This window comes from Thiobacillus denitrificans ATCC 25259 (assembly GCF_000012745.1).
GTDB lineage: Bacteria > Pseudomonadota > Gammaproteobacteria > Burkholderiales > Thiobacillaceae > Thiobacillus > Thiobacillus denitrificans_B.
On sequence record NC_007404.1, the window covers coordinates 420,735 to 444,412 of the forward strand.

A 23,678-nucleotide genomic window follows, 5' to 3' on the forward strand; every position below is an offset into this window, starting at 1 on the left:
AGTAATACAGGCCAATAGCTCAATTGGTAGAGCGTCGGTCTCCAAAACCGAAGGTTGGGGGTTCGAGACCCTCTTGGCCTGCCACAGGATAAGCCGTAAGGCACACAGCATTTCATGGCTGACAAAATCAAGCTGCTGATAGCGGTACTGCTGGTCATCGCCGGGGTGACCGGCTTTTATTTTTTTGACGGCGCGCCAACCGTGGTGCGCGTTCTGTCCGTGATCGCGGGCGTGGTGCTGGGCGGTCTCGTCGCGGGGCTGTCTGCGCCCGGCAAGCATTTTTTCCGGTTTGCGCTGGATTCGCGTGACGAGGCCAAGAAAGTTGTGTGGCCCACGCGCAAGGAGACGATCCAGATGACCGGGGTCGTCATGGCATTTGTCGTCGTGATGGCGCTCTTTCTCTGGGCGGTGGATGGCGTTTTGTTATGGCTGGTGAAACTGGCCATGGGACAGGGGAGTTGAGTATGCGGTGGTACGTGGTTCATGCCTACTCCGGCTTCGAGAAAAGCGTGGCGCGCGCGCTGGAAGAGCGGATCGAGCGCGCCGGGATGCGCGACCGTTTCGGCGTCATCGTCGATGAAAAAACCGGCAAGCCGCGCCCCGCGATCATGGTGCCAGTCGAGGAAGTCGTCGAGATGAGGGCGGGACAGAAAAAGACCGCCGAGCGCAAGTTCTTCCCGGGTTACGTCCTCGTGCAGATGGAGATGGACGACGACACCTGGCACCTGGTCAAGAGCACGCCCAAAGTCACCGGTTTCGTCGGCGGCACGGCAACCAAGCCGGCGCCGATCTCGGAAAAGGAAGTCCAGGCGATTCTCGACCAGATGCGCGAAGGCGTCGAGAAGCCCAAGCCCAAGGTGTTGTTCGAGGTCGGCGAGCAGGTCCGCGTCATCGACGGGCCGTTCACCGATTTCAACGGCAACGTCGAGGAAGTGAATTACGACAAGAGCAAGCTACGCGTGTCGGTCATGATTTTCGGCCGGGCGACGCCCGTCGAACTGGGTTTCGGCCAGGTCGAAAAGAGCTGACCCGGAAGGGGTCGGCGGAAATCCGGTTCGCCGGAGAGGAGCGCGAGTAGGGCGACCGAAAGCGCGTTGGTACTCACGTTAAGGAGCCATCATGGCAAAGAAGATTGTCGGCTACATCAAGCTGCAAGTGCCGGCGGGTAAAGCCAACCCGTCGCCCCCCATCGGTCCTGCGCTCGGTCAGCGCGGCCTGAACATCATGGAATTCTGCAAGGCGTTCAACGCCAAGACCCAGGGCATGGAGCCCGGTCTGCCGATTCCGGTCGTGATCACTGCGTTCGCGGACAAGAGCTTCACCTTCATCATGAAGACGCCGCCCGCGACCGTCTTGATCAAGAAGGCGATCAAGCTCGACAAGGGCAGCTCGAAGCCGCATACCGACAAGGTCGGCACGATCACCCGCGCCCAGCTCGAGGAGATTGCCAAGACCAAGGAGCCCGATCTGACCGCGGCCGACATGGACGCGGCGGTGCGCACCATCGCTGGTACCGCCCGCTCGATGGGCATCGTGGTGGAGGGAGTCTGACATGGCTAACGTATCCAAGCGCCTGCGCGCACTCAAGGAAAAAATCGACCGCTCGCGCAACTACCCGGTCGTCGATGCGCTGCAACTGGTCAAGGACAGCGCCACGGCGAAGTTCGACGAGTCGATCGACGTCGCAGTCAACCTCGGCGTCGACGCGCGCAAATCCGACCAGATGGTGCGCGGCGCCGTCGTGCTGCCCAAGGGCATCGGCAAGACCGTTCGCGTCGCCGTCTTCGCCCAGGGCGACAACGCGCAGAAGGCGCGTGACGCCGGCGCCGACATCGTCGGCTTCGACGACCTGGCCGCCGACATCAAGGCCGGCAAGATGGATTTCGACGTCGTCATCGCGACGCCCGATGCCATGCGCGTCGTCGGCCAGCTTGGCCAGATCCTCGGTCCGCGCGGCCTGATGCCGAACCCGAAGGTCGGCACGGTCTCCCCCGACGTCGTCGGCGCGGTCAAGAACGCCAAGGCGGGCCAGGTGCAGTACCGCACCGACAAGGGCGGCATCGTGCACTGCACGATCGGCCGTGCCTCGTTCAGCGTCGATGATCTGAAGGAGAACCTGGTCGCGCTGCTCGACGCGCTGCAGCGCGCCAAGCCCGCGAGCTCCAAGGGCATCTACTTCAAGCGCCTGTCGGTGTCGAGCACGATGGGGGTTGGCGTTCGCGTCGACCAGGGCAGCGTCGCTGCCTGAATGTTGAACGCCGCCCGGATACGGGCGGCCGCATGAACTTTGGGCCGCTGGCCGCGCAATCGGCCGGCGGGTTGTCAAAGACCGTAGGTATCCGCGAGGGTTTAATTCCGGCGGATCGCGAATGGGCGAGGGCTTTGGTATCGCGCTCCTCTGTTCGCATTGCGCAGAACCTACGCAGATGGCGTTCCCCAGCAGGAATTTCCTGTCAAGGTCGCCAGCCGGAGCCGCCCGTGGACACAAGCGGGCAAGGCTTCGTAACTGAGAAGGAGGTAAGACCTTGAGTCTGAATCTTGAAGAGAAGAAGGCCGTTGTTGCTGAGGTGGCTGCGCAGGTTGCGGCCGCCCAGACGGTTGTCGTCGCCGAGTATCGTGGCATCGCCGTGGAAGACATGACCCAATTGCGCGTCAAGGCGCGCAAGGAAGGCGTGTATCTGCGCGTGTTGAAGAACACGCTGGTGCGCCGCGCGGTTGCGGATACGCCTTTTGCGGGCATCGCCGACCAGCTGGTCGGTCCGCTCGCCTACGGCATTTCCAAAGACCCCGTCGCTGCCGCGAAGGTCATGCACGAGTTTTCCAAGACCAACGACAAGTTCGTCGTCAAGGCCGGTGCCATGCCCAATTTCCTCATGTCCCCCAAGGACGTCGGGAATCTGGCCAGCATGCCCAGCCGCGAGGAACTGTTGTCCAAGCTCCTGGGCACCATGCAGGCGCCGATCGCGCAGTTCGTTCGCACGCTCAACGAAGTCCCGACCAAGTTCGTTCGTGGACTTGCCGCGGTGCGCGACAAGCAGGCCGCGTAAGCGACGCCTTACCGAAACAACACATCGTTTTTTTAATCTGAGCATCATTGACAGGAGTTATACAAATGGCTGTTGCAAAAGCTGACATCCTCGACGCCATCGCCGGCATGACCGTTCTTGAGCTGTCCGAGCTCATCAAGGAAATGGAAGACAAATTCGGCGTTTCGGCCGCTGCCGCTGCCGTCGCCGTGGCGGCCCCCGCCGCCGGCGCCGGCGCCGCCGCCGCTGCCGAGGAGCAGACCGAATTCACCGTGATGTTGAATTCGGCCGGCGAAAAGAAGGTCGAAGTGATCAAGGTCGTCCGTGCCGCCACCGGCCTGGGCCTGAAGGAAGCCAAGGATCTGGTCGACGGCGCGCCGAAGGCCGTGAAGGAAGGCGTCTCCAAGGCCGACGCCGACGCACTGAAGAAGCAGTTGGAAGAAGCTGGCGCCAGCGTCGAGGTCAAGTAAGTCGACGCGGTTCGGGCGGCGGCCGCAGGCCTGCCGCCGCTTCCGGTGACGCACTTATTTCGCCAAGACTTCCTCTGTGGTGTGTTGCGGGCAAGCCCGCAGCAGACGCAAGCAGCAAATACCCGGAACCCGGACACGGCTTCCGGGTCGTTTGCTTTTTGCGTGTGCCTCACACTGAGCCGGCCGTAGCCGACGTGCCCGCCCGCCCCTGATCGTCAAGGAGACCCCATGGCTTATACCTTTACCGAGAAAAAACGTCTGCGCAAGAGTTTTGCCAGCCGGACCAACACGCTTCCGGTGCCTTTTCTTCTGGCGACCCAGCTTGAGTCCTATCGGGCTTTCCTGCAGGAGGGCCGTTCGCGCGACGAGCGCCTGAACGAGGGCCTGCAAGCCGCGTTCACATCGATTTTCCCGATCGAAAGCCATTCCAAGAACGCCAGGCTCGAATACGTCAGCTATCAACTCGGCGAGCCGGTCTTCGACATCAAGGAATGCCAGCAGCGCGGCCTCACCTATTGTGCGCCGCTGCGCGCCAAGGTGCGCCTGGTCATCATGGACAAGGAGGCGTCCAAGCCGACGATCAAGGAGGTCAAGGAGCAGGAGGTCTACATGGGCGAGATTCCGCTCATGACGCCGACCGGCTCGTTCGTCATCAACGGCACCGAGCGCGTCATCGTGTCGCAGCTGCACCGCTCGCCGGGCGTATTCTTCGAGCACGACCGCGGCAAGACGCACAGCTCGGGGAAGCTCTTGTTCTCGGCGCGCGTCATTCCCTACCGCGGCTCGTGGCTCGACTTCGAGTTTGACGCCAAGGACATCCTGTTCTTCCGCGTCGACCGTCGCCGCAAGATGCCGGTCACGATCCTGCTCAAGGCGCTCGGCTACACGCCGGAGAGCATTCTGGACGCGTTCTTCAATAAGGACACGTTCTACATCAACACCCTCGGCATCCAGTTCGAGCTCGTTCCCGAGCGGCTGCGCGGCGAGATCGCGCGTTTCGACATCTGCGGCAAGGACGACAAGGTCATCGTCGCCAAGGACAAGCGCATCACGGCCAAGCACATCCGTGAACTCGACGCCGCCGGCGTCAAGAAATGGGCCGTGCCGGGCGAATTCGTCGTCGGCCGCGTGCTCGCGCACGACGTCGTCGACAAGGACACGGGCGAGCTCGTCGCGCGCGCCAACGACGAAATCACCGAGGAGTTGCTGAAGAAGCTGGCGGCCGCCGGCATCGACAAGTTCCAGACCCTCTACACCAACGACCTCGACCACGGCGCATTCATCTCGCAGACGCTGCGTACCGACGACACGACCGACGAGTATGCCGCCAAGGTCGCGATCTACCGCATGATGCGCCCGGGCGAGCCGCCGACCGAGGACGCCGTCAACGCGTTGTTCGTCAACCTGTTCTTCAGCGACGAGCGCTACGATCTGTCGGCCGTCGGGCGCATGAAGTTCAACCGCCGCATCGGCCGCGACGAGCTGACCGGAACCGGCACGCTGTCGACCGAAGACATCGTGGCCGTGATCAAGATCCTGGTCGAACTGCGCAATGGCCGCGGCGAGATCGACGACATCGACCACCTCGGCAACCGTCGCGTGCGCTCGGTCGGCGAACTCGCCGAGAACCAGTTCCGCGCCGGCCTCGTGCGCGTCGAGCGCGCGGTGCGCGAGCGCCTGAGCCAGGCGGAATCGGACAACCTGATGCCGCACGATCTGATCAATGCCAAGCCCGTCTCGGCCGCGATCAAGGAGTTCTTCGGGTCGAGCCAGCTCTCGCAGTTCATGGACCAGACCAACCCCTTGTCCGAGATCACCCACAAGCGCCGTGTCTCGGCGCTCGGCCCGGGCGGTCTGACCCGCGAGCGCGCCGGTTTCGAGGTGCGCGACGTGCACCCGACTCACTATGGCCGCGTCTGCCCGATCGAAACGCCGGAAGGTCCGAACATCGGTCTGATCAACTCGCTCGCGCTGTTCGCGCGCACCAACTGGTACGGCTTCATCGAGACGCCCTACCGCAAGGTCGTCGACAACAAGGTCACCGACGAAATCGAATACCTCTCGGCGATCGAGGAGTCCAAGTACGTGATCGCGCAGGCAAACGCCGAGCTCGACGCCAAGGGCAAGTTCAAGGACGACCTCGTGTCGTGCCGGTTCAAGAACGAATTCACGCTGTCGGCCCCCGACCGCATCGAATACATGGACGTCGCGCCGGCACAGATCGTGTCGGTGGCCGCCTCGCTGATCCCCTTCCTCGAGCATGACGACGCGAACCGCGCGCTCATGGGCTCGAACATGCAGCGGCAGGCCGTGCCCTGCCTGCGTCCGGAAAAACCCTTCGTCGGGACCGGCATCGAGCGCACCGCCGCGGTCGACTCCGGTACCGTCGTCATCGCCCACCGCGGCGGCCGCGTCGACTATGTGGACGCCGGGCGGATCGTGATCCGCGTGCACGACGAAGAGGCGCGCGCGGGCGAGGTCGGCGTCGACATCTATTCGCTGATCAAGTACACGCGCTCGAACCAGAACACCAACATCAACCAGCGACCGCTGGTCAAAGTGGGCGACGTGATCGCACGCGGCGACGTCATTGCCGACGGCGCCTCGACCGACATGGGCGAGCTCGCGCTGGGCCAGAACATGCTGGTCGCGTTCATGCCGTGGAACGGCTACAACTTCGAAGACTCGATCCTGATCAACGAGAAGGTCGTCGCGGAAGACCGTTACACCTCGATCCACATCGAGGAACTGTCGGTCGTTGCGCGTGACACCAAGCTCGGGCCCGAAGAAATCACGCGTGACATTTCCAACCTCGCCGAGCGCCAGCTCGCGCGGCTCGACGAGTCGGGCATCATCGCGATCGGTGCCGAGGTCGAGGCGGGCGACGTGCTCGTCGGCAAGGTCACGCCCAAGGGCGAGACTCAGCTCACGCCGGAAGAGAAGCTCCTGCGCGCAATCTTCGGCGAGAAGGCGTCCGACGTGAAGGACACGTCGCTCAAGGTGCCGTCGGGCATGTCCGGCGTCGTCATCGACGTTCAGGTCTTCACGCGCGAAGGCATTGAAAGGGATAAACGCGCCCAGTCGATCATCGACACCCAGCTCGCCGAGTACAAGAAGGACCTGACCGACCGCATGCGCATCGTCGAGGACGACACCTTCGCGCGCCTCGAGAAGCTCCTGCATCTCAAGGTCGTGAACGGCGGACCGAAGAAGCTCGCCAAGGGCAGCAAGATCAGCAAGGAATATCTCGATTCGCTCAATCGCCACGACTGGTTCGACATCCGGCTGGCCGACGACGAGGCGAGCCGTCAGGTCGAGTCGCTGAAGGACAGCCTGACGCAGAAACGCGTCGAGTTCGACGCGATGTTCGAGGAGAAGAAGCAAAAGCTGACCGCGGGCGACGAGCTGCCGCCCGGCGTGCAGAAGATGGTCAAGGTCTATCTGGCGGTCAAGCGCCGCCTGCAGCCTGGCGACAAGATGGCCGGCCGTCACGGCAACAAGGGTGTCGTGTCGAAGATCGTTCCGGTCGAGGACATGCCCTTCATGGCCGACGGCCGCCCGGTCGACATCGTGTTGAATCCGCTCGGCGTGCCGTCGCGGATGAACATCGGCCAGATTCTCGAGACCCACCTTGGCTGGGCGTCGAAAGGGCTCGGCGAAAAGATCGGCCAGATGATGGCCGCGCAGACTAAATCGGTGGTGAAGGAGTTGCGGCACTTCTTCAAGGAGGTCTACAACCAGTCGGGCAAGGCGGAGGACATCGACAACTTTACCGACGACGAAATCCTCGAGCTCGGCCAGAACCTGCAAAAGGGCGTGCCCTTCGCCTCGCCCGTGTTCGACGGCGCGACCGAAGAGGAGATTCGCCGCATGCTCGCGCTCGCCGGCCTGCCCGAGGGCGGCCAGGTCACGCTCTACGACGGTCGCACCGGCGAAGCCTTCGACCGTCAGGTCACCGTCGGCTACAAGCATGTGCTGAAGCTGCACCACCTGGTCGACGACAAGATGCACGCGCGCTCGACCGGCCCGTACTCGCTCGTGACCCAGCAGCCGCTGGGCGGCAAGGCGCAGTTCGGCGGCCAGCGCTTCGGCGAAATGGAAGTGTGGGCACTCGAGGCCTATGGTGCCTCCTACGTGCTGCAGGAAATGCTGACCGTGAAGTCCGACGACGTGAACGGCCGGACCAAGGTGTACGAGAACATCGTCAAGGGCGATCACAAGATCGAGGCCGGCATGCCCGAGTCCTTCAACGTGCTGGTGAAGGAAATCCGAAGCCTGGGCATCGACATCGATCTGGAACGTTATTAATTTTGGGGTGAGGACACAGCCATGAAAGCACTGTTGGATCTATTCAAGCAGGCCACCCACGAGGAAGAATTCGACGCCATCAAGATCGGCCTGGCGTCGCCGGACAAGATCCGCTCCTGGTCGTACGGCGAAGTGAAGAAGCCGGAGACCATCAACTACCGTACCTTCAAGCCGGAGCGTGACGGCCTGTTTTGCGCCAAGATCTTCGGTCCGGTCAAGGACTACGAGTGCCTGTGCGGCAAGTACAAGCGCCTCAAGCACCGCGGCGTGATCTGCGAGAAGTGCGGCGTCGAAGTGACGCTATCGAAGGTGCGTCGCGAGCGCATGGGCCACATCGAGCTCGCCAGCCCGGTCGCCCACATCTGGTTCCTGAAGTCGCTGCCGAGCCGGCTCGGCATGGTGCTCGACATGACGCTGCGCGACATCGAGCGCGTGCTCTACTTCGAAGGCTTCGTCGTCGTCGAGCCCGGCATGACGCCGCTCAACCGCGGCCAGCTGCTGACCGAGGAGGACTACCTCGGCAAGCTCGAGGAGTACGGCGACGAGTTCAAGGCGCTCATGGGCGCCGAGGGTGTGCGTGAGCTGTTGCGTTCGCTCGACGTCGCCAGCGAAGTCGAAACCCTGCATTCCGAAATCAGCAAGACCGGCTCCGACACCAAACTCAAGAAGCTGTCCAAGCGCCTCAAGATCCTCGAGGGTTTCCAGAAGTCGGGCATCAAGCCCGAATGGATGATCCTCGAGGTGCTGCCGGTGCTGCCGCCGGAGCTGCGTCCGCTGGTGCCGTTGGACGGCGGCCGCTTCGCGACCTCCGACCTCAACGATCTCTACCGCCGCGTCATCAACCGCAACAACCGCCTGAAGCGGCTGCTGGAGCTGAAGGCGCCCGAGATCATCGTGCGCAACGAAAAGCGCATGCTGCAGGAAGCGGTCGATTCGCTGCTCGACAACGGCCGTCGCGGCAAGGCGATGACCGGCGCCAACAAGCGTCCGCTGAAGTCGCTGGCCGACATGATCAAGGGCAAGAGCGGCCGCTTCCGTCAGAACCTGCTCGGCAAGCGCGTCGACTACTCGGGCCGTTCGGTCATCGTCGTCGGCCCGACGCTCAAGCTGCATCAGTGTGGCCTGCCGAAGAAGATGGCGCTCGAACTCTTCAAGCCCTTCATCTTCAACCGCCTCGAGGTATTGGGGCTCGCGACCACGATCAAGGCCGCGAAGAAGATGGTCGAGGACGAAGAGCCGATCGTCTGGGATCTGCTCGAAGAGGTCATCCGCGAGCATCCGGTGATGCTGAACCGCGCGCCGACGCTGCACCGCCTGGGCATCCAGGCGTTCGAGCCCGTGCTGATCGAAGGCAAGGCGATCCAGCTGCATCCGCTCGTCTGTGCGGCGTTCAACGCCGACTTCGACGGCGACCAGATGGCCGTCCACGTGCCGCTGTCGCTCGAAGCGCAGGCCGAAGCCCGTACCCTGATGCTGGCGTCGAACAACGTGCTGTCGCCCGCCAACGGCGAGCCGATCATCGTCCCCTCGCAGGACATCGTGCTGGGTCTCTATTACATGACGCGCGAGAAGGTGAATGCGAAGGGCGAGGGCATGATGTTCGCCGACGTGACCGAAGCGCGCCGCGCCTACGACAACCGCGAGGCCGAACTGCATGCGCGCGTGACGGTGCGCATCAAGGAAGTGACGCTTGACGAGAACAAGAACCGCGTCGAGACCGTCAAGCGCGTCGAGACCACGCTCGGTCGCGCGCTGCTGTCCGAAATCCTGCCGCCGGGGCTGCCCTTCAGCTTCGTCGACAAGGCGCTGAAGAAGAAGGAGATCTCCAAGCTCATCAACGCCAGCTTCCGCCGCTGTGGCCTGCGCGAGACGGTGATCTTCGCCGACAAGCTGATGTACACCGGCTTCACGTTCGCGACCCGCGCGGGCATGTCGATCGCGATCAAGGACATGCTGATTCCGCAGGAGAAGGGCCAGATCCTCGGCGCGGCCGAAGCCGAAGTGAAGGAAATCGAATCGCAGTACACCTCGGGCCTCGTCACCCAGGGCGAGCGCTACAACAAGGTCGTCGACATCTGGGGGCGCGCGGGCGACGCCGTCGCCAAGGCGATGATGGGACAGCTCGGCGGCGAGAAGGTCACCGACCGTCAGGGCAAGGAAGTCACCCAGGAGTCGTTCAACGCGATCTACATGATGGCCGACTCGGGTGCGCGGGGCTCCGCTGCCCAGATCCGCCAGCTCGCGGGTATGCGCGGCCTGATGGCGAAGCCGGACGGCTCGATCATCGAGACGCCGATCACGGCGAACTTCCGCGAAGGCCTGAACATGCTTCAGTACTTCATCTCGACGCACGGCGCGCGCAAAGGCCTCGCCGACACCGCGCTGAAGACCGCGAACTCCGGCTACCTGACGCGCCGCCTGGTCGACGTGACGCAGGATCTCGTGGTGACCGAGGACGACTGCGGCACCAAGAACGGCCTGCTCGTCAAGGCACTGGTCGAGGGTGGCGAGGTCGTCGAGGCGCTGCGCGAGCGCATCCTCGGGCGCGTCGCGGCGAGCGACATCATCAATCCGGAAACGCAGGAAACCGTTTTCGAAGCCGGTACCCTGCTATCCGAGGACGTGGTCGACACCATCGAGGCGCTCGGCATCGACGAGGTGCGCGTGCGCACGCCGTTGACCTGCGAGACGCGCTACGGCCTGTGCGCCAACTGCTACGGACGCGACCTCGGCCGCGGCTACCTCGTCAACGTCGGCGAGGCGGTCGGCGTGATCGCCGCGCAGTCGATCGGCGAGCCGGGCACCCAGCTCACGATGCGCACCTTCCACATCGGTGGTGCGGCCTCGCGAGCCGCGGCGGCGAGCCAGCTCGAAGCGAAGTCGAACGGCGCCGTGCAGTACACCGCGACGATGCGTTACGTCACCAACGCGCGCAAGGAACTCGTGGCGATCTCGCGCAGCGGCGAAATTCTCATCGCCGACGACAGCGGCCGCGAGCGGGAGCGCCACAAGGTGCCGTACGGCGCGACGCTCATGGTCACCGACGGCGCCAAGATCAAGGCCGGCGCCGTGCTCGCGACCTGGGACCCGCATACCCGTCCGATCATCACCGAGTACGCCGGCCGCGTGCGCTTCGAGAACGTCGAGGAAGGCGTGACGGTCGCCAAGCAGGTCGACGACGTCACCGGCCTGTCGACGCTCGTGGTCATCGATCCCAAGCGCAAGAGCACGAGCACCAAGGGCGTGCGCCCGCAGGTCAAGCTGCTCGATGACGCCGGCAACGAATTGAAGATCGCGGGTACGGACACGCTCGTCAACATCACCTTCCAGATCGGCTCGATCATCACCGTGAAGGACGGTCAGGACGTGGCCGTGGGCGACGTGCTCGCGCGTATCCCGCAGGAAACGTCGAAGACCCGCGACATCACCGGCGGTCTACCGCGTGTGGCCGAGCTGTTCGAGGCGCGTTCGCCAAAGGACGCCGGCGTGCTGGCCGAAGTCACCGGTACTGTGTCCTTCGGCAAGGACACCAAAGGCAAGCAGCGCCTGGTCATCACCGACCTCGACGGCGTCGCGCACGAGTATCTGATCACGAAGGAGAAGCATGTCACCGCCCACGACGGCCAGATCGTCCAGAAGGGCGAAATGATCGTCGACGGCCCGGTCGATCCGCACGACATCCTGCGTCTGCAAGGCGTCGAGGCGCTCGCCTCCTACATCACCGACGAAGTCCAGGACGTCTACCGTCTGCAGGGCGTGAAGATCAACGACAAGCACATCGAGGTCATCGTGCGTCAGATGCTGCGTCGTGTCGTCGTCGCCGATCCGGGCGACACCGGCCTCATCCCGGGCGAGCAGGTCGAGCGTTCGGAAGTGCTGCAGATCAACGACGAAATGATCGCCGCGGGCAAGGAGCCGGCGGTCTACGATCCGATCCTGCTCGGCATCACCAAGGCGTCGCTGTCGACCGACTCGTTCATCTCGGCGGCTTCCTTCCAGGAAACGACCCGCGTCCTCACCGAGGCGGCGATCATGGGCAAGAAGGACGAGCTGCGCGGGCTGAAGGAAAACGTGATCGTCGGCCGCCTTATCCCGGCGGGCAGCGGCCTCGCCTACCACAACACCCGTCGCCGTCAGGCCGCGGGCGAGGACATGGGAGCCGACCGTTTGCTCGAGGGCGGCGAAACCCCGGCGGCCGAGAATCAGGAAGTGGCTTGACGCGGGAGGGGAATCCCTCTAAACTCACGCGTCTTTTTCCGGCCATACGTGGGATCCGGAAACGCAGGACTGTAGCCCGGGACGGTGCCGCGCCAGAACGCGGTCGGCACCGTCCCGCTTGTTTTACAAACGATACGCTCACTTTAATTTTTCGGAATTTTTGACATGCCAACGATTAACCAGCTGATCCGCAAGCCGCGTCAGGCGCCGGTGGAAAAGAGCAAGGTTCCGGCCCTGAAGGCCTGCCCGCAACGCCGTGGCGTGTGCACCCGTGTGTACACGACGACTCCGAAGAAGCCGAACTCCGCGCTGCGCAAGGTCTGCAAGGTCAAGCTCACCAGCGGCTTCGAGGTCATCAGCTACATCGGCGGCGAAGGCCATAACCTGCAGGAGCACTCGGTGGTGCTCGTGCGCGGCGGCCGGGTCAAGGATCTGCCGGGTGTGCGTTACCACACCGTCCGCGGCAGTCTGGATACGGCTGGCGTGAAGGACCGCAAGCAGTCGCGGTCGAAGTACGGCGCCAAGCGCCCGAAAAAGGCGTAATTGAAGTCTGGCGCCCGCGGAAGGCCTGATCGGGCCGGCGTGACCCATCTGGCGTCCGAAAAGCTTAACTAGATAGAGAGACAGGAATATGCCCCGTCGTCGCGAAGTCCCCAAACGTGAAATTCTGCCTGATCCGAAATTCGGCAATCAGGAAGTTTCCAAATTCATGAACGTCGTCATGTCGAGCGGCAAGAAGTCGGTCGCCGAGCGCATCGTCTACGGCGCCTTCGAGCAGATCACGACCAAATCCGGCAAGGATCCGCTCGAGGTGTTCAGCACCGCGCTGAACAACGCCCGTCCTCTGGTCGAAGTGAAGAGTCGCCGCGTCGGCGGCGCCAACTACCAGGTGCCGGTCGAGGTGCGTTCGAGTCGTCGTACCGCGCTGGCCATGCGCTGGCTGAAGGACGCGGCGCGCAAGCGTGGCGAAAAGTCGATGGGCGCACGCCTTGCTGGCGAGCTGCTCGACGCGGCCGAAGGCCGCGGTGGTGCGGTCAAGAAGCGGGAAGAAGTGCACCGCATGGCGGAGGCCAACAAGGCTTTCTCGCATTTCCGCTTCTAAATCCAACGTATTGATTGGCAGGTACCCAAAGTGGCACGCACGACTCCTATTGAGCGCTATCGCAATATCGGCATTTCGGCCCATATCGACGCCGGCAAGACCACCACGACCGAACGCATCCTGTTCTACACCGGCAAGTCGCACAAGATCGGTGAAGTGCACGACGGCGCGGCGACCATGGACTGGATGGAGCAGGAGCAGGAGCGTGGGATCACCATCACCTCGGCGGCCACGACCTGTTTCTGGAAGGGGATGGACGGCAAGTTCCCCGAGCATCGCATCAACATCATCGACACTCCTGGCCACGTCGACTTCACGATCGAAGTCGAGCGTTCGATGCGGGTTCTCGACGGTGCGTGCATGGTCTATTGCGCGGTCGGTGGCGTGCAGCCGCAGTCCGAGACCGTCTGGCGTCAGGCCAACAAGTACGGCGTGCCGCGCCTGGCCTTCGTCAACAAGATGGACCGCTCGGGTGCCGATTTCTTCAAGGTCTACGAGCAGATGCGTGCGCGTCTCAAGGCCAACCCGGTGCCGATCCAGGTGCCGATTGGTGCCGAAGACAAGTTCGAGGGCGTGGTCGATCTCGTCAAGATGAAGGCTATCTACTGGGACGACGCGAGCCAGGGCATGAAGTTCGACCTGCGCGACATCCCGGCGAATCTTGTGGACACGTGCAAGAAGTGGCGGGAAGCCATGCTCGAGGCGGCTGCGGAGTCGTCCGAGGAGTTGATGAACAAATACCTCGAGGAGGGCGATCTTCCCGAGGCGGACATCATTGCCGCGCTGCGCGCGCGGACCATCGCCAGCGAAATCGTGCCGATGATGTGCGGCACCGCGTTCAAGAACAAGGGCGTCCAGGCGATGCTCGACAAGGTCATCGAACTGATGCCGGCGCCGACCGACATCCCGCCGGTGAAAGGCGAGCTCGAGAATGGCGAGGCGGGTGAGCGTCAGGCGACGGATGAGGAGAAGTTCTCGGCGCTGGCGTTCAAGGTGGCGACCGATCCTTATGTCGGTCAGTTGATTTTCTTCCGCGTCTATTCGGGTGTGGTGAATTCCGGCGACACGATTTACAACCCGGTCAAGGGGCGCAAGGAGCGCATCGGCCGCATCCTGCAGATGCACGCGAACCAGCGCGAGGAGATCAAGGAAGTGCGTGCCGGTGACATCGCTGCGGCGGTCGGTCTGAAGGATGTGACCACTGGCGACACGCTGTGCGACCTCAACGCGCCTATCACGCTCGAGCGCATGGAGTTCCCTGAGCCGGTCATCCACGTCGCGGTCGAGCCGAAAACCAAGGCCGACCAGGAAAAAATGGGTATCGCGCTCGGCCGGTTGGCGCAAGAGGACCCGTCTTTCCGTGTGCGTACCGACGAAGAATCCGGGCAGACGATCATTTCGGGCATGGGCGAGCTTCATCTCGAGATTCTGGTCGATCGCATGAAACGCGAATTCGGCGTCGAAGCCAACGTCGGTGCGCCTCAGGTCGCCTATCGTGAAGCGATCCGCAAGGAAGTCGAGCAGGAAGGCAAACACGCCAAGCAGTCGGGCGGTAAGGGCCAATACGGTCACGTGTGGATCAAGATGGGTCCCAACGAGGCTGGCAAAGGCTTCGAATTCATCGATGCGATCAAGGGTGGTACCGTCCCGCGCGAATTCATTCCTGCTGTCGAGAAGGGCTTGCGGGAGGCGCTCAACAACGGTGTCCTCGCAGGCTTCCCGGTCGTCGACGTCAAGGTCACGCTGTTCGACGGTTCCTACCACGATGTCGACTCGTCGGAACTCGCGTTCAAGCTTGCCGCGATCCTTGCGTTCAAGGACGGCATGCGCAAGGCAAGCCCGGTCCTGCTCGAGCCAATGATGGCCGTCGAGGTCGAGACGCCCGAAGACTACATGGGTGACGTCATGGGTGACTTGAACCGTCGCCGGGGCATCATCCAGGGCATGGACGACGCCGCCGGCATCAAGCTGGTCAAGGCCGAGGTGCCGCTCGCCGAGATGTTCGGCTACTCCACCGATCTGCGCTCGATGTCGCAGGGTCGCGCGACCTACTCGATGGAGTTCAAGCACTACTCGGAGGCGCCGAAGAGCGTCGCCGAAGCGATCATCGCCAAGAAATAATTTTGAGATCTCATTAGGGTACTGAAAAATGGCTAAGGAAAAATTCGAGCGGACCAAACCGCACGTAAACGTAGGCACGATTGGTCACGTTGACCACGGCAAGACCACCTTGACCGCGGCGATCACGACCATTCTGTCGAAGAAATTCGGTGGTGCGGCGAAGAAGTACGACGAGATCGATTCCTCGCCTGAAGAGAAGGCGCGCGGCATCACCATCAACACCGCCCACGTCGAGTACGAGACCGCCAGCCGTCACTACGCCCACGTCGACTGCCCGGGCCACGCCGACTACGTCAAGAACATGATCACCGGCGCTGCCCAGATGGACGGCGCCATTCTTGTCGTCTCCTCTGCCGACGGTCCCATGCCCCAGACCCGCGAGCACATCCTGCTTGCCCGTCAGGTCGGCGTGCCCTACATCATCGTCTACATGAACAAGGCCGACATGGTCGACGACGCCGAGCTCCTCGAGCTCGTCGAAATGGAAGTGCGCGAACTGCTGTCCAAGTACGACTTCCCTGGCGACGACACCCCCATCATCGTCGGTAGCGCCCTGAAGGCCCTCGAAGGCGACCAGAGCGACATCGGCGAACCCAGCATCATCAAGCTCGCCGAAGCGCTCGACACCTACATCCCCGAGCCCGAGCGCGCCATCGACAAGCCCTTCCTCATGCCCGTCGAAGACGTCTTCTCCATCTCCGGTCGCGGCACCGTCGTCACCGGTCGTGTCGAGCGCGGCGTCATCAAGGTCGGCGAGGAAATCGAGATCGTCGGCATCACCCCGACCGTCAAGACCACCTGCACCGGCGTCGAGATGTTCAGGAAGCTCCTCGACCAGGGACAGGCTGGCGACAACGTCGGCGTGCTGCTGCGCGGCACCAAGCGTGAAGAAGTCCAGCGCGGCCAGGTCCTGGCCAAGCCCGGCTCCATCAAGCCGCACACCAAGTTCTCCGCCGAGATCTATGTGTTGAGCAAGGACGAAGGTGGTCGTCATACCCCCTTCTTCAACGGCTACCGTCCGCAGTTCTACTTCCGCACCACCGACGTCACCGGCTCGATCGAACTGCCGGCTGGCACCGAGATGGTCATGCCTGGCGACAACGTCAGCATCAAGGTCTCGCTGATCCAGCCGATCGCGATGGACGAAGGCCTGCGTTTCGCCATCCGCGAAGGCGGCCGCACCGTCGGTGCCGGCGTCGTTGCCAAGATCGAAGAGTAATTAAGGCGCCATAATGCAAAACCAGAAAATCCGCATCCGCCTGAAGGCGTTTGACTACAAACTGATCGACCAGTCGGCGCTCGAGATCGTGGAAACCGCCAAGCGCACCGGCGCGGTGGTCAAGGGCCCGGTTCCGCTGCCGACTTCGATCGAGCGTTTTGACGTGCTGCGCTCGCCGCACGTCAACAAGAGCTCGCGCGACCAGTTCGAGATTCGCACGCACCGTCGTCTGATGGACATCATGGATCCGACCGACAAGACGGTCGACGCGTTGATGAAGCTGGATCTGCCGGCCGGCGTCGACGTCGAAATCAAGTTGTAAAAAGCGGGCGGCGTACGTATAATGCCGCCCCTTCAGTCGTATCGAAAAGTCGCCGGTCAATTGTAATCGGCACCTACAACCCTTGTCCGGCGCTGCGGCGCCGGGCTTGAGATAGGAAATACAAAGATGAGTATCGGGCTCGTTGGCCGCAAGGTCGGCATGACCCGCATTTTTACCGAGAACGGGGCATCCGTTCCGGTGACTGTGCTGGAAATGTCCAACAATCGTGTGACGCAGGTTCGCACGCCAGAAAACGACGGCTATTCCGCGGTTCAGGTTGCCTACGGCAGCCGCCGCAACAGCCGTGTCAATAAATCCGAAGCCGGTCATTACGCCAAGGCGGGTGTCGACGCGGGCGAGCTGTTGCGTGAGTTCCGCGTTGCGGCCGACGTCGCTGCGCAGTACCAGCCGGGTGCTGCCGTGTCGGTCGAGGTGTTCCAGGCCGGGCAAAAGGTCGACGTGACGGGTGTCACGCAGGGCAAAGGCTTCGCCGGCACGATCAAGCGCCACAACTTCAAGTCGCAGCGCGCGAGTCACGGCAACTCCCGTTCGCACAACGTACCGGGTTCGATCGGCATGGCGCAGGACCCCGGTCGCGTGTTTCCGGGCAAGCGCATGTCGGGTCACATGGGTGCCGTATCCTGCACCAAGCAGAATCTCGAGGTCGTGCGCGTCGACGCTGAGCGGGGTCTGGTGCTGTTGAAGGGCGCGGTGCCGGGTTCCAAGGGTGGTCATGTCGTGGTGCGCCCGGCAGTGAAAGGGGGTGCCTAATGGATTTGACGGTCATTAACGATCGGGGAGAGCAGGTCGCGAGCGTCGCCGCGTCCGACGAAACCTTCGGTCGCGATTACAACGAGGCGCTGGTCCATCAGGTTGTCACCGCCTTTCAGGCCAATGCGCGCAGCGGTAACCGTGCGCAGCAGACGCGCGCCGAGGTCAGTGCATCGACGCACAAGCCGTGGCGGCAAAAGGGCACTGGCCGTGCGCGTTCCGGTCGTGCGTCGAGCCCGATCTGGCGCGGGGGTGGTGTGACCTTCCCGAACAAGCCGAACGAGAACTTCACGCACAAGGTGAACCGCAAGATGTATCGCGCCGGTCTGGCCGCGATCCTCTCCCAGCTTGCGCGTGAAGGCAAACTCAAGGTCGTCGAAAGCCTCGGCATTGAGTCGCCGAAGACCAAGTTGCTCGCGGGCAAGCTGAAGTCGATGGGCTACGGCAAGGTCATGATCATCGCCGACGCGATCGACGACAACCTGTGGCTGTCGTCGCGGAACCTGCCGAACGTCTACGTGGTCGAGCCGCATCAGGCGGACCCGTGGAGCCTGGTCAAATTCGGTAACGTGCTGATCACCAAGGCGGCGATCAAGCAGTTTGAGGAGATGGTGTGATGGGTGCGATCAGTCAGGAGCGTCTGCTCAAAGTCATTCTCGCGCCCGTGATCTCTGAGAAGAGTACGCGCGTGGCCGACAAGCTGAATCAAGTTGTGTTTCGTGTGTTGCCCGACGCGACCAAGCAGGAGATCGGCGCGGCTGTCGCCAGCCTGTTCAAGGTCGAGGTGGCGGGTGTGCAAGTGCTGAACGTCAAGGGCAAGGTCAAGCGCTCCGGGCGCGTCATGGGTCGCCGTGACAGCTGGAAGAAGGCGTATGTCACCCTGAAGCCGGGTCAGGACATCGACTTCGCGTCCGGTCAGTAAGGGAGATCACCATGGCACTGATTAAAGTCAAACCCACCTCTGCCGGTCGCCGCGCCGTCGTCAAGGTCGTCACGCCCGGGCTGCACAAGGGCAAGCCGCTTGCCGCACTGCTCGAGCCGAAGAAGCGTGGCTCCGGCCGCAACAACAACGGCCACATCACGGTCCGCCACAAGGGCGGCGGCCACAAGCAGCACTACCGCGTTGTCGATTTCCGTCGCAACAAGGACGGCATCCCGGCGAAGGTCGAGCGTATCGAGTACGATCCCAACCGCTCGGCACACCTGGCGCTGCTGTGCTACGCCGACGGCGAGCGTCGCTACATCATCGCGCCGCGGGGCATCGCGGTTGGCGCGCAGCTCGTGAACGGCGTCGAGGCCCCGATCAAGGCGGGCAACTGCCTGCCGCTGCGCAGCATTCCGGTGGGTAGCACCGTGCACTGCGTCGAGATGATGCCCGGCAAGGGAGCTCAGATCGCGCGTTCGGCGGGTACCTCGGTCCAGCTGCTGGCGCGCGAGGGCAGCTACGCTCAGCTCCGTCTGCGTTCGGGCGAGATCCGCAAGGTGCACGTCGACTGCCGCGCGACGCTCGGCGAGTGCGGCAATGAAGAGCACAGCCTGCGTTCGATCGGCAAGGCCGGCGCGAGTCGCTGGCGCGGTATCCGCCCGACCGTCCGTGGTGTCGTGATGAACCCGGTCGATCACCCGCACGGCGGTGGCGAGGGGCGCACGGCTGCCGGTCGGCATCCGGTCAGCCCGTGGGGTACGCCGACCAAGGGCTACCGTACCCGCAGCAACAAGCGCACCTCCAACATGATCGTCCGCCGCCGTCACGCGCGCTGATTGAGGTAGAAAGATATGGCACGTTCTATTAAAAAAGGCCCGTTTGTCGACGGGCATCTGCTGAAGAAGGTCGAGGCGGTTCGCGGCTCCAACGACAAGCGCCCGATCAAGACCTGGTCGCGTCGTTCGACCGTGTTGCCCGACTTCATCGGCCTCACGATCGCCGTGCACAACGGGCGCCAGCATGTGCCGGTCTTCGTGACCGAGAACATGGTCGGACACAAGCTGGGCGAGTTTTCGCTGACGCGTACCTTCAAGGGCCACGTCGCGGACAAGAAGGCGAAGAAATAAGGAGCGCATGATGGAAGTTTCTGCGATTTTGCGTGGTACCCGCCTGTCCGCACAGAAAGGCCGTCTGGTCGCCGACCAGATCCGTGGCCTGCGCGTGGAGAAGGCGCTGAATATTCTGGCGTTCAGCCCCAAGAAGGGCGCCGGCATCATCAAGAAGGTGCTCGAGTCGGCGATCGCCAACGCCGAGCACAATGAAGGTGCCGACATCGACGCCCTGAAGGTCAAGACGATTTATGTCGACCAGGGCTCCGTGCTGAAGCGCTTCACCGCCCGCGCCAAAGGCCGTGGCAACCGTATTAGCAAACCGACCTGTCACATCACCGTGACGGTCGGCGATTAAGGAAGCGCGCGATGGGACAAAAAATACATCCGATTGGATTCCGCCTCGGTGTTCAGCGCATCTGGACGGCCAAGTGGTATGGCTCGAACCGTAATTTCTCCGACACGCTGCTCGAAGACATCAAGGTTCGCGATTACCTGAAGAAGAAGCTCTCGCACGCCTCGGTCTCGAAGGTGCTCATCGAGCGTCCGGCGAAGAACGCGCGGATCACAATCTTCAGTGGTCGCCCCGGTGTCGTGATCGGCAAGAAGGGTGAGGACATCGAGGTGCTGCGCGGCGAACTCGCGCGACTGATGTCGGTGCCGGTGCACGTCAACATCGAAGAAGTGCGCAAGCCCGAGACCGATGCGCAGATCGTCGCCGACGGCATCGCCCAGCAGCTCGAGAAGCGTGTCATGTTCCGCCGTGCCATGAAGCGCGCGATGCAAAACGCGATGCGCCTCGGCGCCCAGGGCATCAAGATCATGAGCTCGGGTCGTCTGAACGGCGCCGAGATCGCGCGTACCGAGTGGTACCGTGAAGGCCGCGTGCCGCTCCATACCCTGCGTGCCGAAATCGACTACGGTTTCGCGGAAGCCAAGACCACCTACGGGATCATCGGGATCAAGGTTTGGGTATACAAAGGCGATGCATTGACCCGCGGTGAGCAGCCTGCAGCTGCCGAACAGGAAAAGCGCGGCAAGAAATCAGGAGTGAAACATGCTGCAGCCAGCTAGAAGAAAATTCCGCAAGGAACAGAAAGGCCGCAACACCGGCCTCGCAACCCGCGGTGCCGACGTGAGCTTCGGCGACTTCGGCCTGAAGGCCGTTGGCCGGGGCCGCCTGACCGCGCGCCAGATCGAGGCGGCGCGTCGCGCGATGACGCGCCACATCAAGCGCGGCGGCCGGATCTGGATCCGCATTTTCCCGGACAAACCGATTTCGCGTAAACCCGCCGAAGTGCGGATGGGTAACGGCAAGGGCGCGCCCGAGTACTACGTGGCGGAAATCCAGCCGGGCAAGGTGTTGTACGAGATGGACGGCGTGAACGAACAGCTGGCCCGCGAGGCGTTCCGCTTGGCAGCGGCGAAGCTGCCGATCGCGACCACGTTCGTCACGCGCCTGATCGGGAGTTAAGCGATGAATGCAAAAGAAATGCGCGGCAAGGAAGCCGCGGAGTTGAAGCAGGAGCTCGAATCCCTGCTGCGCGCCCACTTTGCGCTGCGCATGCAGGTGGCCACCCAGCAATCGAACAAGACCGCTGATCTCGGCAAGTTGCGCCGCGATATTGCGCGGGTCAAGACCATTATGCGCGAGAAGGCGGGTCAAGCATGAGTGAAATCAAGAAGGTGGTGCGCACGCTCACCGGGCGTGTCGTGAGCGACAAGATGAACAAGACGGTGACGGTGCTGGTCGAGCGTCGCGTCAAGCACCCGGTGATCGGCAAGGTGATCCGGATGTCGAAGAAGTACCACGCGCACGACGAAAACAACGAGTGCCACGAGGGCGATACGGTGCAGATCGAGGAGTCGCGCAAGCTGTCGCGCACCAAGGCCTGGACCGTCAGCAAGCTGGTCGAGCGCGCGCGCGTATAAGCGCTTGCACGAGTTGCACGAACCCGGTATAGTGCCGGGTTTTCCGGTTGGTGAGCCGGTAGGTGTGTTCCCGGTTCGCTGACTCAACATTCCGCTCTGGCGGAATTTCTCCCGAACGGGTTCCAAAACTGGCCGCCGCTGTGTTTGATTAACGCGTGGTGGATAAAGTTGGAGGCAATTAAATGATTCAGATGCAGTCCGTATTGGACGTGGCTGACAACACGGGTGCGCGCTCGGTTATGTGCATCAAAGTGTTGGGCGGCAGTCATCGCCGCTACGCCGGCGTGGGCGACATTATCAAGGTCAGCATCAAGGACGCTGCGCCGCGTGGACGTGTCAAGAAGGGCGACGTGTACAACGCCGTCGTCGTGCGTACCGCCAAGGGTGTGCGTCGCCCGGATGGTTCGCTCGTCCGCTTCGACGGCAACGCAGCGGTGCTGCTCAACAACAAACTCGAGCCGATCGGTACCCGCATCTTCGGGCCGGTCACCCGTGAATTGCGTACCGAGAAGTTCATGAAGATCGTCTCGCTGGCGCCCGAGGTTCTGTGAGAGGCAATCATGGCACGTATTCGTAAAAGCGATCAGGTCATCATCCTGGCCGGCAAGGACAAGGGCAAACGCGGCACCGTGTTGCGCGTGCTCGACGATGGCCATCTGGTGGTCGAGGGTGTGAATCGCGTCAAGAAGCACCAGAAGCCCAATCCGATGCGCAACATCCAGGGCGGCATTGTCGAGAAGGAAATGCCGATCGACGCGTCCAACGTCGCGCTGTTCAATCCCGCGACACAAAAGGCCGATCGCGTGGGTTCCAAGGTGCTGGAGGACGGCCGCAAGGTGCGCGTGTTCAAGTCCAACGGCGAAATGGTTGACGCACAGGGGTAATCATGGCGCGTTTTCAAGAGTTTTATCGTGAGACGGTGGTGCCGAAACTGATCGAGCAGTTCGGCTACAAGTCCGTCATGGAAGTCCCTCGCATCCAGAAGATCACCCTGAACATGGGTGTGGGCGAGGCGGTGGCCGACAAGAAGGTCATGGACCACGCGGTCGCCGACATGCAGAAGATCGCGGGGCAGAAGCCGGTCGTTACCAAGTCGAAGAAGTCGATCGCGGGCTTCAAGATCCGCGAGAACTACCCGGTTGGCTGCATGGTCACCCTGCGCCGCGGGCAGATGTACGAGTTCCTCGATCGTCTCGTGACTGTCGCGCTGCCGCGTGTTCGCGACTTTCGTGGTGTTTCCGGCAAGTCCTTCGATGGCCGTGGCAACTACAACATGGGCATCAAGGAACAGATCATCTTCCCGGAGATCGAGTACGACAAGATCGATGCGTTGCGTGGGATGAACATCACGATCACCACCACCGCGAAGACTGATGATGAAGCGCGCGCATTGCTCGCCGCCTTCAGTTTCCCGTTCAAGAATTGAGGTAGGCATGGCCAAGTTATCCTTGATCAACCGTGAAGAAAAGCGCGCGCGCCTGGTGAAGAAGTACGCTGCCAAGCGGGCCGAGCTCAAGGCTGTGATTGCCAACGTGCAGACCAGCGACGAAGACCGTGCGGCCGCCTACAAGGCGCTGCAGGAACTGCCGCGCAACGCGAGCCCGGTGCGTCAGCGCAACCGCTGCCAGTTGACCGGGCGTCCGCGGGGTGTTTTCAGCAAGTTCGGCCTCGCACGCGGCAAGCTGCGTGAGTACGCGATGCGCGGCGAGATTCCCGGCATCGTCAAGGCAAGCTGGTAAGGGGGAGACGATATGAGTATGAGTGATCCCATCGCGGACATGCTGACCCGCATCCGCAATGCGCAGCAGGTAGAGAAGATGGCGGTGTCGATGCCGTCGTCCAAGGTCAAGGTGGCTATCGCCAAGGTCCTGAAGGACGAGGGCTACATCGAAGACTTCGCGGTTCGAGGCGAAGCCGGCAAGCCGGAACTCGAATTGCAGCTCAAGTATTACGCCGGCCGCCCGGTCATCGAGCACATCGAGCGCGTGAGCAAGCCCGGTCTGCGCATCTACAAAGGTGCCGGGGATCTGCCCCGCGTGAAGAACGGCCTCGGCGTCGCGATCGTCTCGACTTCGAGCGGCGTGATGACCGATCGGCACGCACGCGCCAAGGGCGTCGGTGGCGAAGTCCTGTGCTTCGTTGCGTAAGGGGAAAC

28 protein-coding genes and 1 tRNA gene are annotated in these 23,678 nt (G+C 62.6%); all 29 read left to right on the forward strand.

Annotated elements, in window-relative coordinates:
• Window positions 1-8: 8 nt before the first annotated feature.
• The 29 genes from TBD_RS01960 (at window position 9) to rpsH (ending at window position 23,670) form a co-directional block, all read left to right on the forward strand.
• Window positions 9-84: transfer RNA gene (locus TBD_RS01960), tRNA-Trp, on the forward strand.
• 30 nt (window positions 85-114) lie between these two features.
• Entirely contained in the window at window positions 115-462 is a 348-nt protein-coding gene (gene secE, locus TBD_RS01965; protein WP_011310905.1) for a preprotein translocase subunit SecE, read from the forward strand.
• Complete coding sequence (gene nusG, locus TBD_RS01970; RefSeq protein WP_187147200.1) at window positions 459-1,028, forward strand: transcription termination/antitermination protein NusG; 570 nt, start codon at window positions 459-461, stop codon at window positions 1,026-1,028. Before secE ends, nusG begins: the two co-directional genes overlap by 4 nt.
• Window positions 1,029-1,119: 91 nt before the next feature.
• Complete coding sequence (gene rplK / locus TBD_RS01975; protein WP_011310907.1) at window positions 1,120-1,551, forward strand: 50S ribosomal protein L11; 432 nt, start codon at window positions 1,120-1,122, stop codon at window positions 1,549-1,551.
• 1 nt (window position 1,552) lies between these two features.
• Complete coding sequence (gene rplA / locus TBD_RS01980; protein WP_011310908.1) at window positions 1,553-2,248, forward strand: 50S ribosomal protein L1; 696 nt, start codon at window positions 1,553-1,555, stop codon at window positions 2,246-2,248.
• A gap of 277 nt (window positions 2,249-2,525) precedes the next feature.
• On the forward strand, window positions 2,526-3,047 hold the full coding sequence (gene rplJ / locus TBD_RS01985) for a 50S ribosomal protein L10 (protein WP_011310909.1): 522 nt from the start codon (window positions 2,526-2,528) through the stop codon (window positions 3,045-3,047).
• Between the two features lie 65 nt (window positions 3,048-3,112).
• A complete protein-coding gene (gene rplL / locus TBD_RS01990) occupies window positions 3,113-3,496 on the forward strand; it encodes a 50S ribosomal protein L7/L12 (RefSeq protein WP_011310910.1) in 384 nt (127 codons plus the stop codon).
• 228 nt (window positions 3,497-3,724) lie between these two features.
• Window positions 3,725-7,804, forward strand: a complete 4,080-nt coding sequence (rpoB, locus tag TBD_RS01995; RefSeq protein ID WP_011310911.1) for a DNA-directed RNA polymerase subunit beta — start codon at window positions 3,725-3,727, stop codon at window positions 7,802-7,804.
• A gap of 21 nt (window positions 7,805-7,825) precedes the next feature.
• Complete coding sequence (gene rpoC / locus TBD_RS02000; RefSeq protein ID WP_011310912.1) at window positions 7,826-12,022, forward strand: DNA-directed RNA polymerase subunit beta'; 4,197 nt, start codon at window positions 7,826-7,828, stop codon at window positions 12,020-12,022.
• Window positions 12,023-12,187: 165 nt separating this feature from the next.
• Entirely contained in the window at window positions 12,188-12,565 is a 378-nt protein-coding gene (gene rpsL, locus TBD_RS02005; RefSeq protein ID WP_011310913.1) for a 30S ribosomal protein S12, read from the forward strand.
• 88 nt (window positions 12,566-12,653) lie between these two features.
• Window positions 12,654-13,124: a 30S ribosomal protein S7 gene (gene rpsG / locus TBD_RS02010; protein ID WP_011310914.1), complete on the forward strand. Its 471-nt coding sequence runs from the start codon at window positions 12,654-12,656 to the stop codon at window positions 13,122-13,124.
• Window positions 13,125-13,154: 30 nt separating this feature from the next.
• Window positions 13,155-15,245 carry an elongation factor G gene (gene fusA, locus TBD_RS02015; protein WP_011310915.1) on the forward strand — a complete coding sequence of 697 codons (2,091 nt, stop codon included), beginning with the start codon at window positions 13,155-13,157 and terminating at the stop codon, window positions 15,243-15,245.
• A gap of 28 nt (window positions 15,246-15,273) precedes the next feature.
• A complete protein-coding gene (gene tuf / locus TBD_RS02020) occupies window positions 15,274-16,464 on the forward strand; it encodes an elongation factor Tu (protein ID WP_011310904.1) in 1,191 nt (396 codons plus the stop codon).
• Window positions 16,465-16,477: 13 nt separating this feature from the next.
• Window positions 16,478-16,786 (forward strand): 30S ribosomal protein S10, encoded by a 309-nt coding sequence (rpsJ, locus tag TBD_RS02025; protein ID WP_011310916.1) that lies wholly within the window; start codon window positions 16,478-16,480, stop codon window positions 16,784-16,786.
• A gap of 126 nt (window positions 16,787-16,912) precedes the next feature.
• The gene (rplC, locus tag TBD_RS02030) at window positions 16,913-17,557 is read left to right on the forward strand and encodes a 50S ribosomal protein L3 (protein ID WP_011310917.1); all 645 of its coding nucleotides are present in this window, start codon (window positions 16,913-16,915) and stop codon (window positions 17,555-17,557) included.
• Window positions 17,557-18,174 carry a 50S ribosomal protein L4 gene (rplD, locus tag TBD_RS02035; protein WP_011310918.1) on the forward strand — a complete coding sequence of 206 codons (618 nt, stop codon included), beginning with the start codon at window positions 17,557-17,559 and terminating at the stop codon, window positions 18,172-18,174. Before rplC ends, rplD begins: the two co-directional genes overlap by 1 nt.
• Window positions 18,174-18,479: a 50S ribosomal protein L23 gene (gene rplW / locus TBD_RS02040; protein ID WP_011310919.1), complete on the forward strand. Its 306-nt coding sequence runs from the start codon at window positions 18,174-18,176 to the stop codon at window positions 18,477-18,479. The genes rplD and rplW overlap by 1 nt, the downstream gene beginning before the upstream one ends.
• Window positions 18,480-18,490: 11 nt before the next feature.
• Complete coding sequence (rplB, locus tag TBD_RS02045) at window positions 18,491-19,318, forward strand: 50S ribosomal protein L2 (RefSeq protein ID WP_011310920.1); 828 nt, start codon at window positions 18,491-18,493, stop codon at window positions 19,316-19,318.
• 15 nt (window positions 19,319-19,333) lie between these two features.
• Complete coding sequence (gene rpsS / locus TBD_RS02050; RefSeq protein ID WP_011310921.1) at window positions 19,334-19,609, forward strand: 30S ribosomal protein S19; 276 nt, start codon at window positions 19,334-19,336, stop codon at window positions 19,607-19,609.
• A gap of 10 nt (window positions 19,610-19,619) precedes the next feature.
• On the forward strand, window positions 19,620-19,949 hold the full coding sequence (gene rplV, locus TBD_RS02055; protein ID WP_011310922.1) for a 50S ribosomal protein L22: 330 nt from the start codon (window positions 19,620-19,622) through the stop codon (window positions 19,947-19,949).
• Between the two features lie 11 nt (window positions 19,950-19,960).
• Window positions 19,961-20,665, forward strand: a complete 705-nt coding sequence (gene rpsC / locus TBD_RS02060; RefSeq protein WP_011310923.1) for a 30S ribosomal protein S3 — start codon at window positions 19,961-19,963, stop codon at window positions 20,663-20,665.
• The gene (gene rplP / locus TBD_RS02065; protein ID WP_011310924.1) at window positions 20,649-21,065 is read left to right on the forward strand and encodes a 50S ribosomal protein L16; all 417 of its coding nucleotides are present in this window, start codon (window positions 20,649-20,651) and stop codon (window positions 21,063-21,065) included. Before rpsC ends, rplP begins: the two co-directional genes overlap by 17 nt.
• 3 nt (window positions 21,066-21,068) lie before the next feature.
• Window positions 21,069-21,263 (forward strand): 50S ribosomal protein L29, encoded by a 195-nt coding sequence (gene rpmC / locus TBD_RS02070; protein ID WP_011310925.1) that lies wholly within the window; start codon window positions 21,069-21,071, stop codon window positions 21,261-21,263.
• Complete coding sequence (gene rpsQ, locus TBD_RS02075; protein WP_011310926.1) at window positions 21,260-21,523, forward strand: 30S ribosomal protein S17; 264 nt, start codon at window positions 21,260-21,262, stop codon at window positions 21,521-21,523. Before rpmC ends, rpsQ begins: the two co-directional genes overlap by 4 nt.
• A gap of 182 nt (window positions 21,524-21,705) precedes the next feature.
• On the forward strand, window positions 21,706-22,074 hold the full coding sequence (rplN, locus tag TBD_RS02080; protein WP_011310927.1) for a 50S ribosomal protein L14: 369 nt from the start codon (window positions 21,706-21,708) through the stop codon (window positions 22,072-22,074).
• 9 nt (window positions 22,075-22,083) lie between these two features.
• Window positions 22,084-22,407, forward strand: a complete 324-nt coding sequence (gene rplX, locus TBD_RS02085; protein WP_011310928.1) for a 50S ribosomal protein L24 — start codon at window positions 22,084-22,086, stop codon at window positions 22,405-22,407.
• A gap of 2 nt (window positions 22,408-22,409) precedes the next feature.
• The gene (gene rplE / locus TBD_RS02090; RefSeq protein WP_011310929.1) at window positions 22,410-22,949 is read left to right on the forward strand and encodes a 50S ribosomal protein L5; all 540 of its coding nucleotides are present in this window, start codon (window positions 22,410-22,412) and stop codon (window positions 22,947-22,949) included.
• A gap of 7 nt (window positions 22,950-22,956) precedes the next feature.
• Window positions 22,957-23,262 (forward strand): 30S ribosomal protein S14, encoded by a 306-nt coding sequence (gene rpsN / locus TBD_RS02095; protein ID WP_011310930.1) that lies wholly within the window; start codon window positions 22,957-22,959, stop codon window positions 23,260-23,262.
• A 12-nt stretch (window positions 23,263-23,274) separates the two neighbouring features.
• Window positions 23,275-23,670, forward strand: coding sequence for a 30S ribosomal protein S8 (gene rpsH, locus TBD_RS02100; protein WP_011310931.1), 396 nt, complete (start codon window positions 23,275-23,277; stop codon window positions 23,668-23,670).
• The last annotated feature ends 8 nt before the right edge of the window (window positions 23,671-23,678 follow it).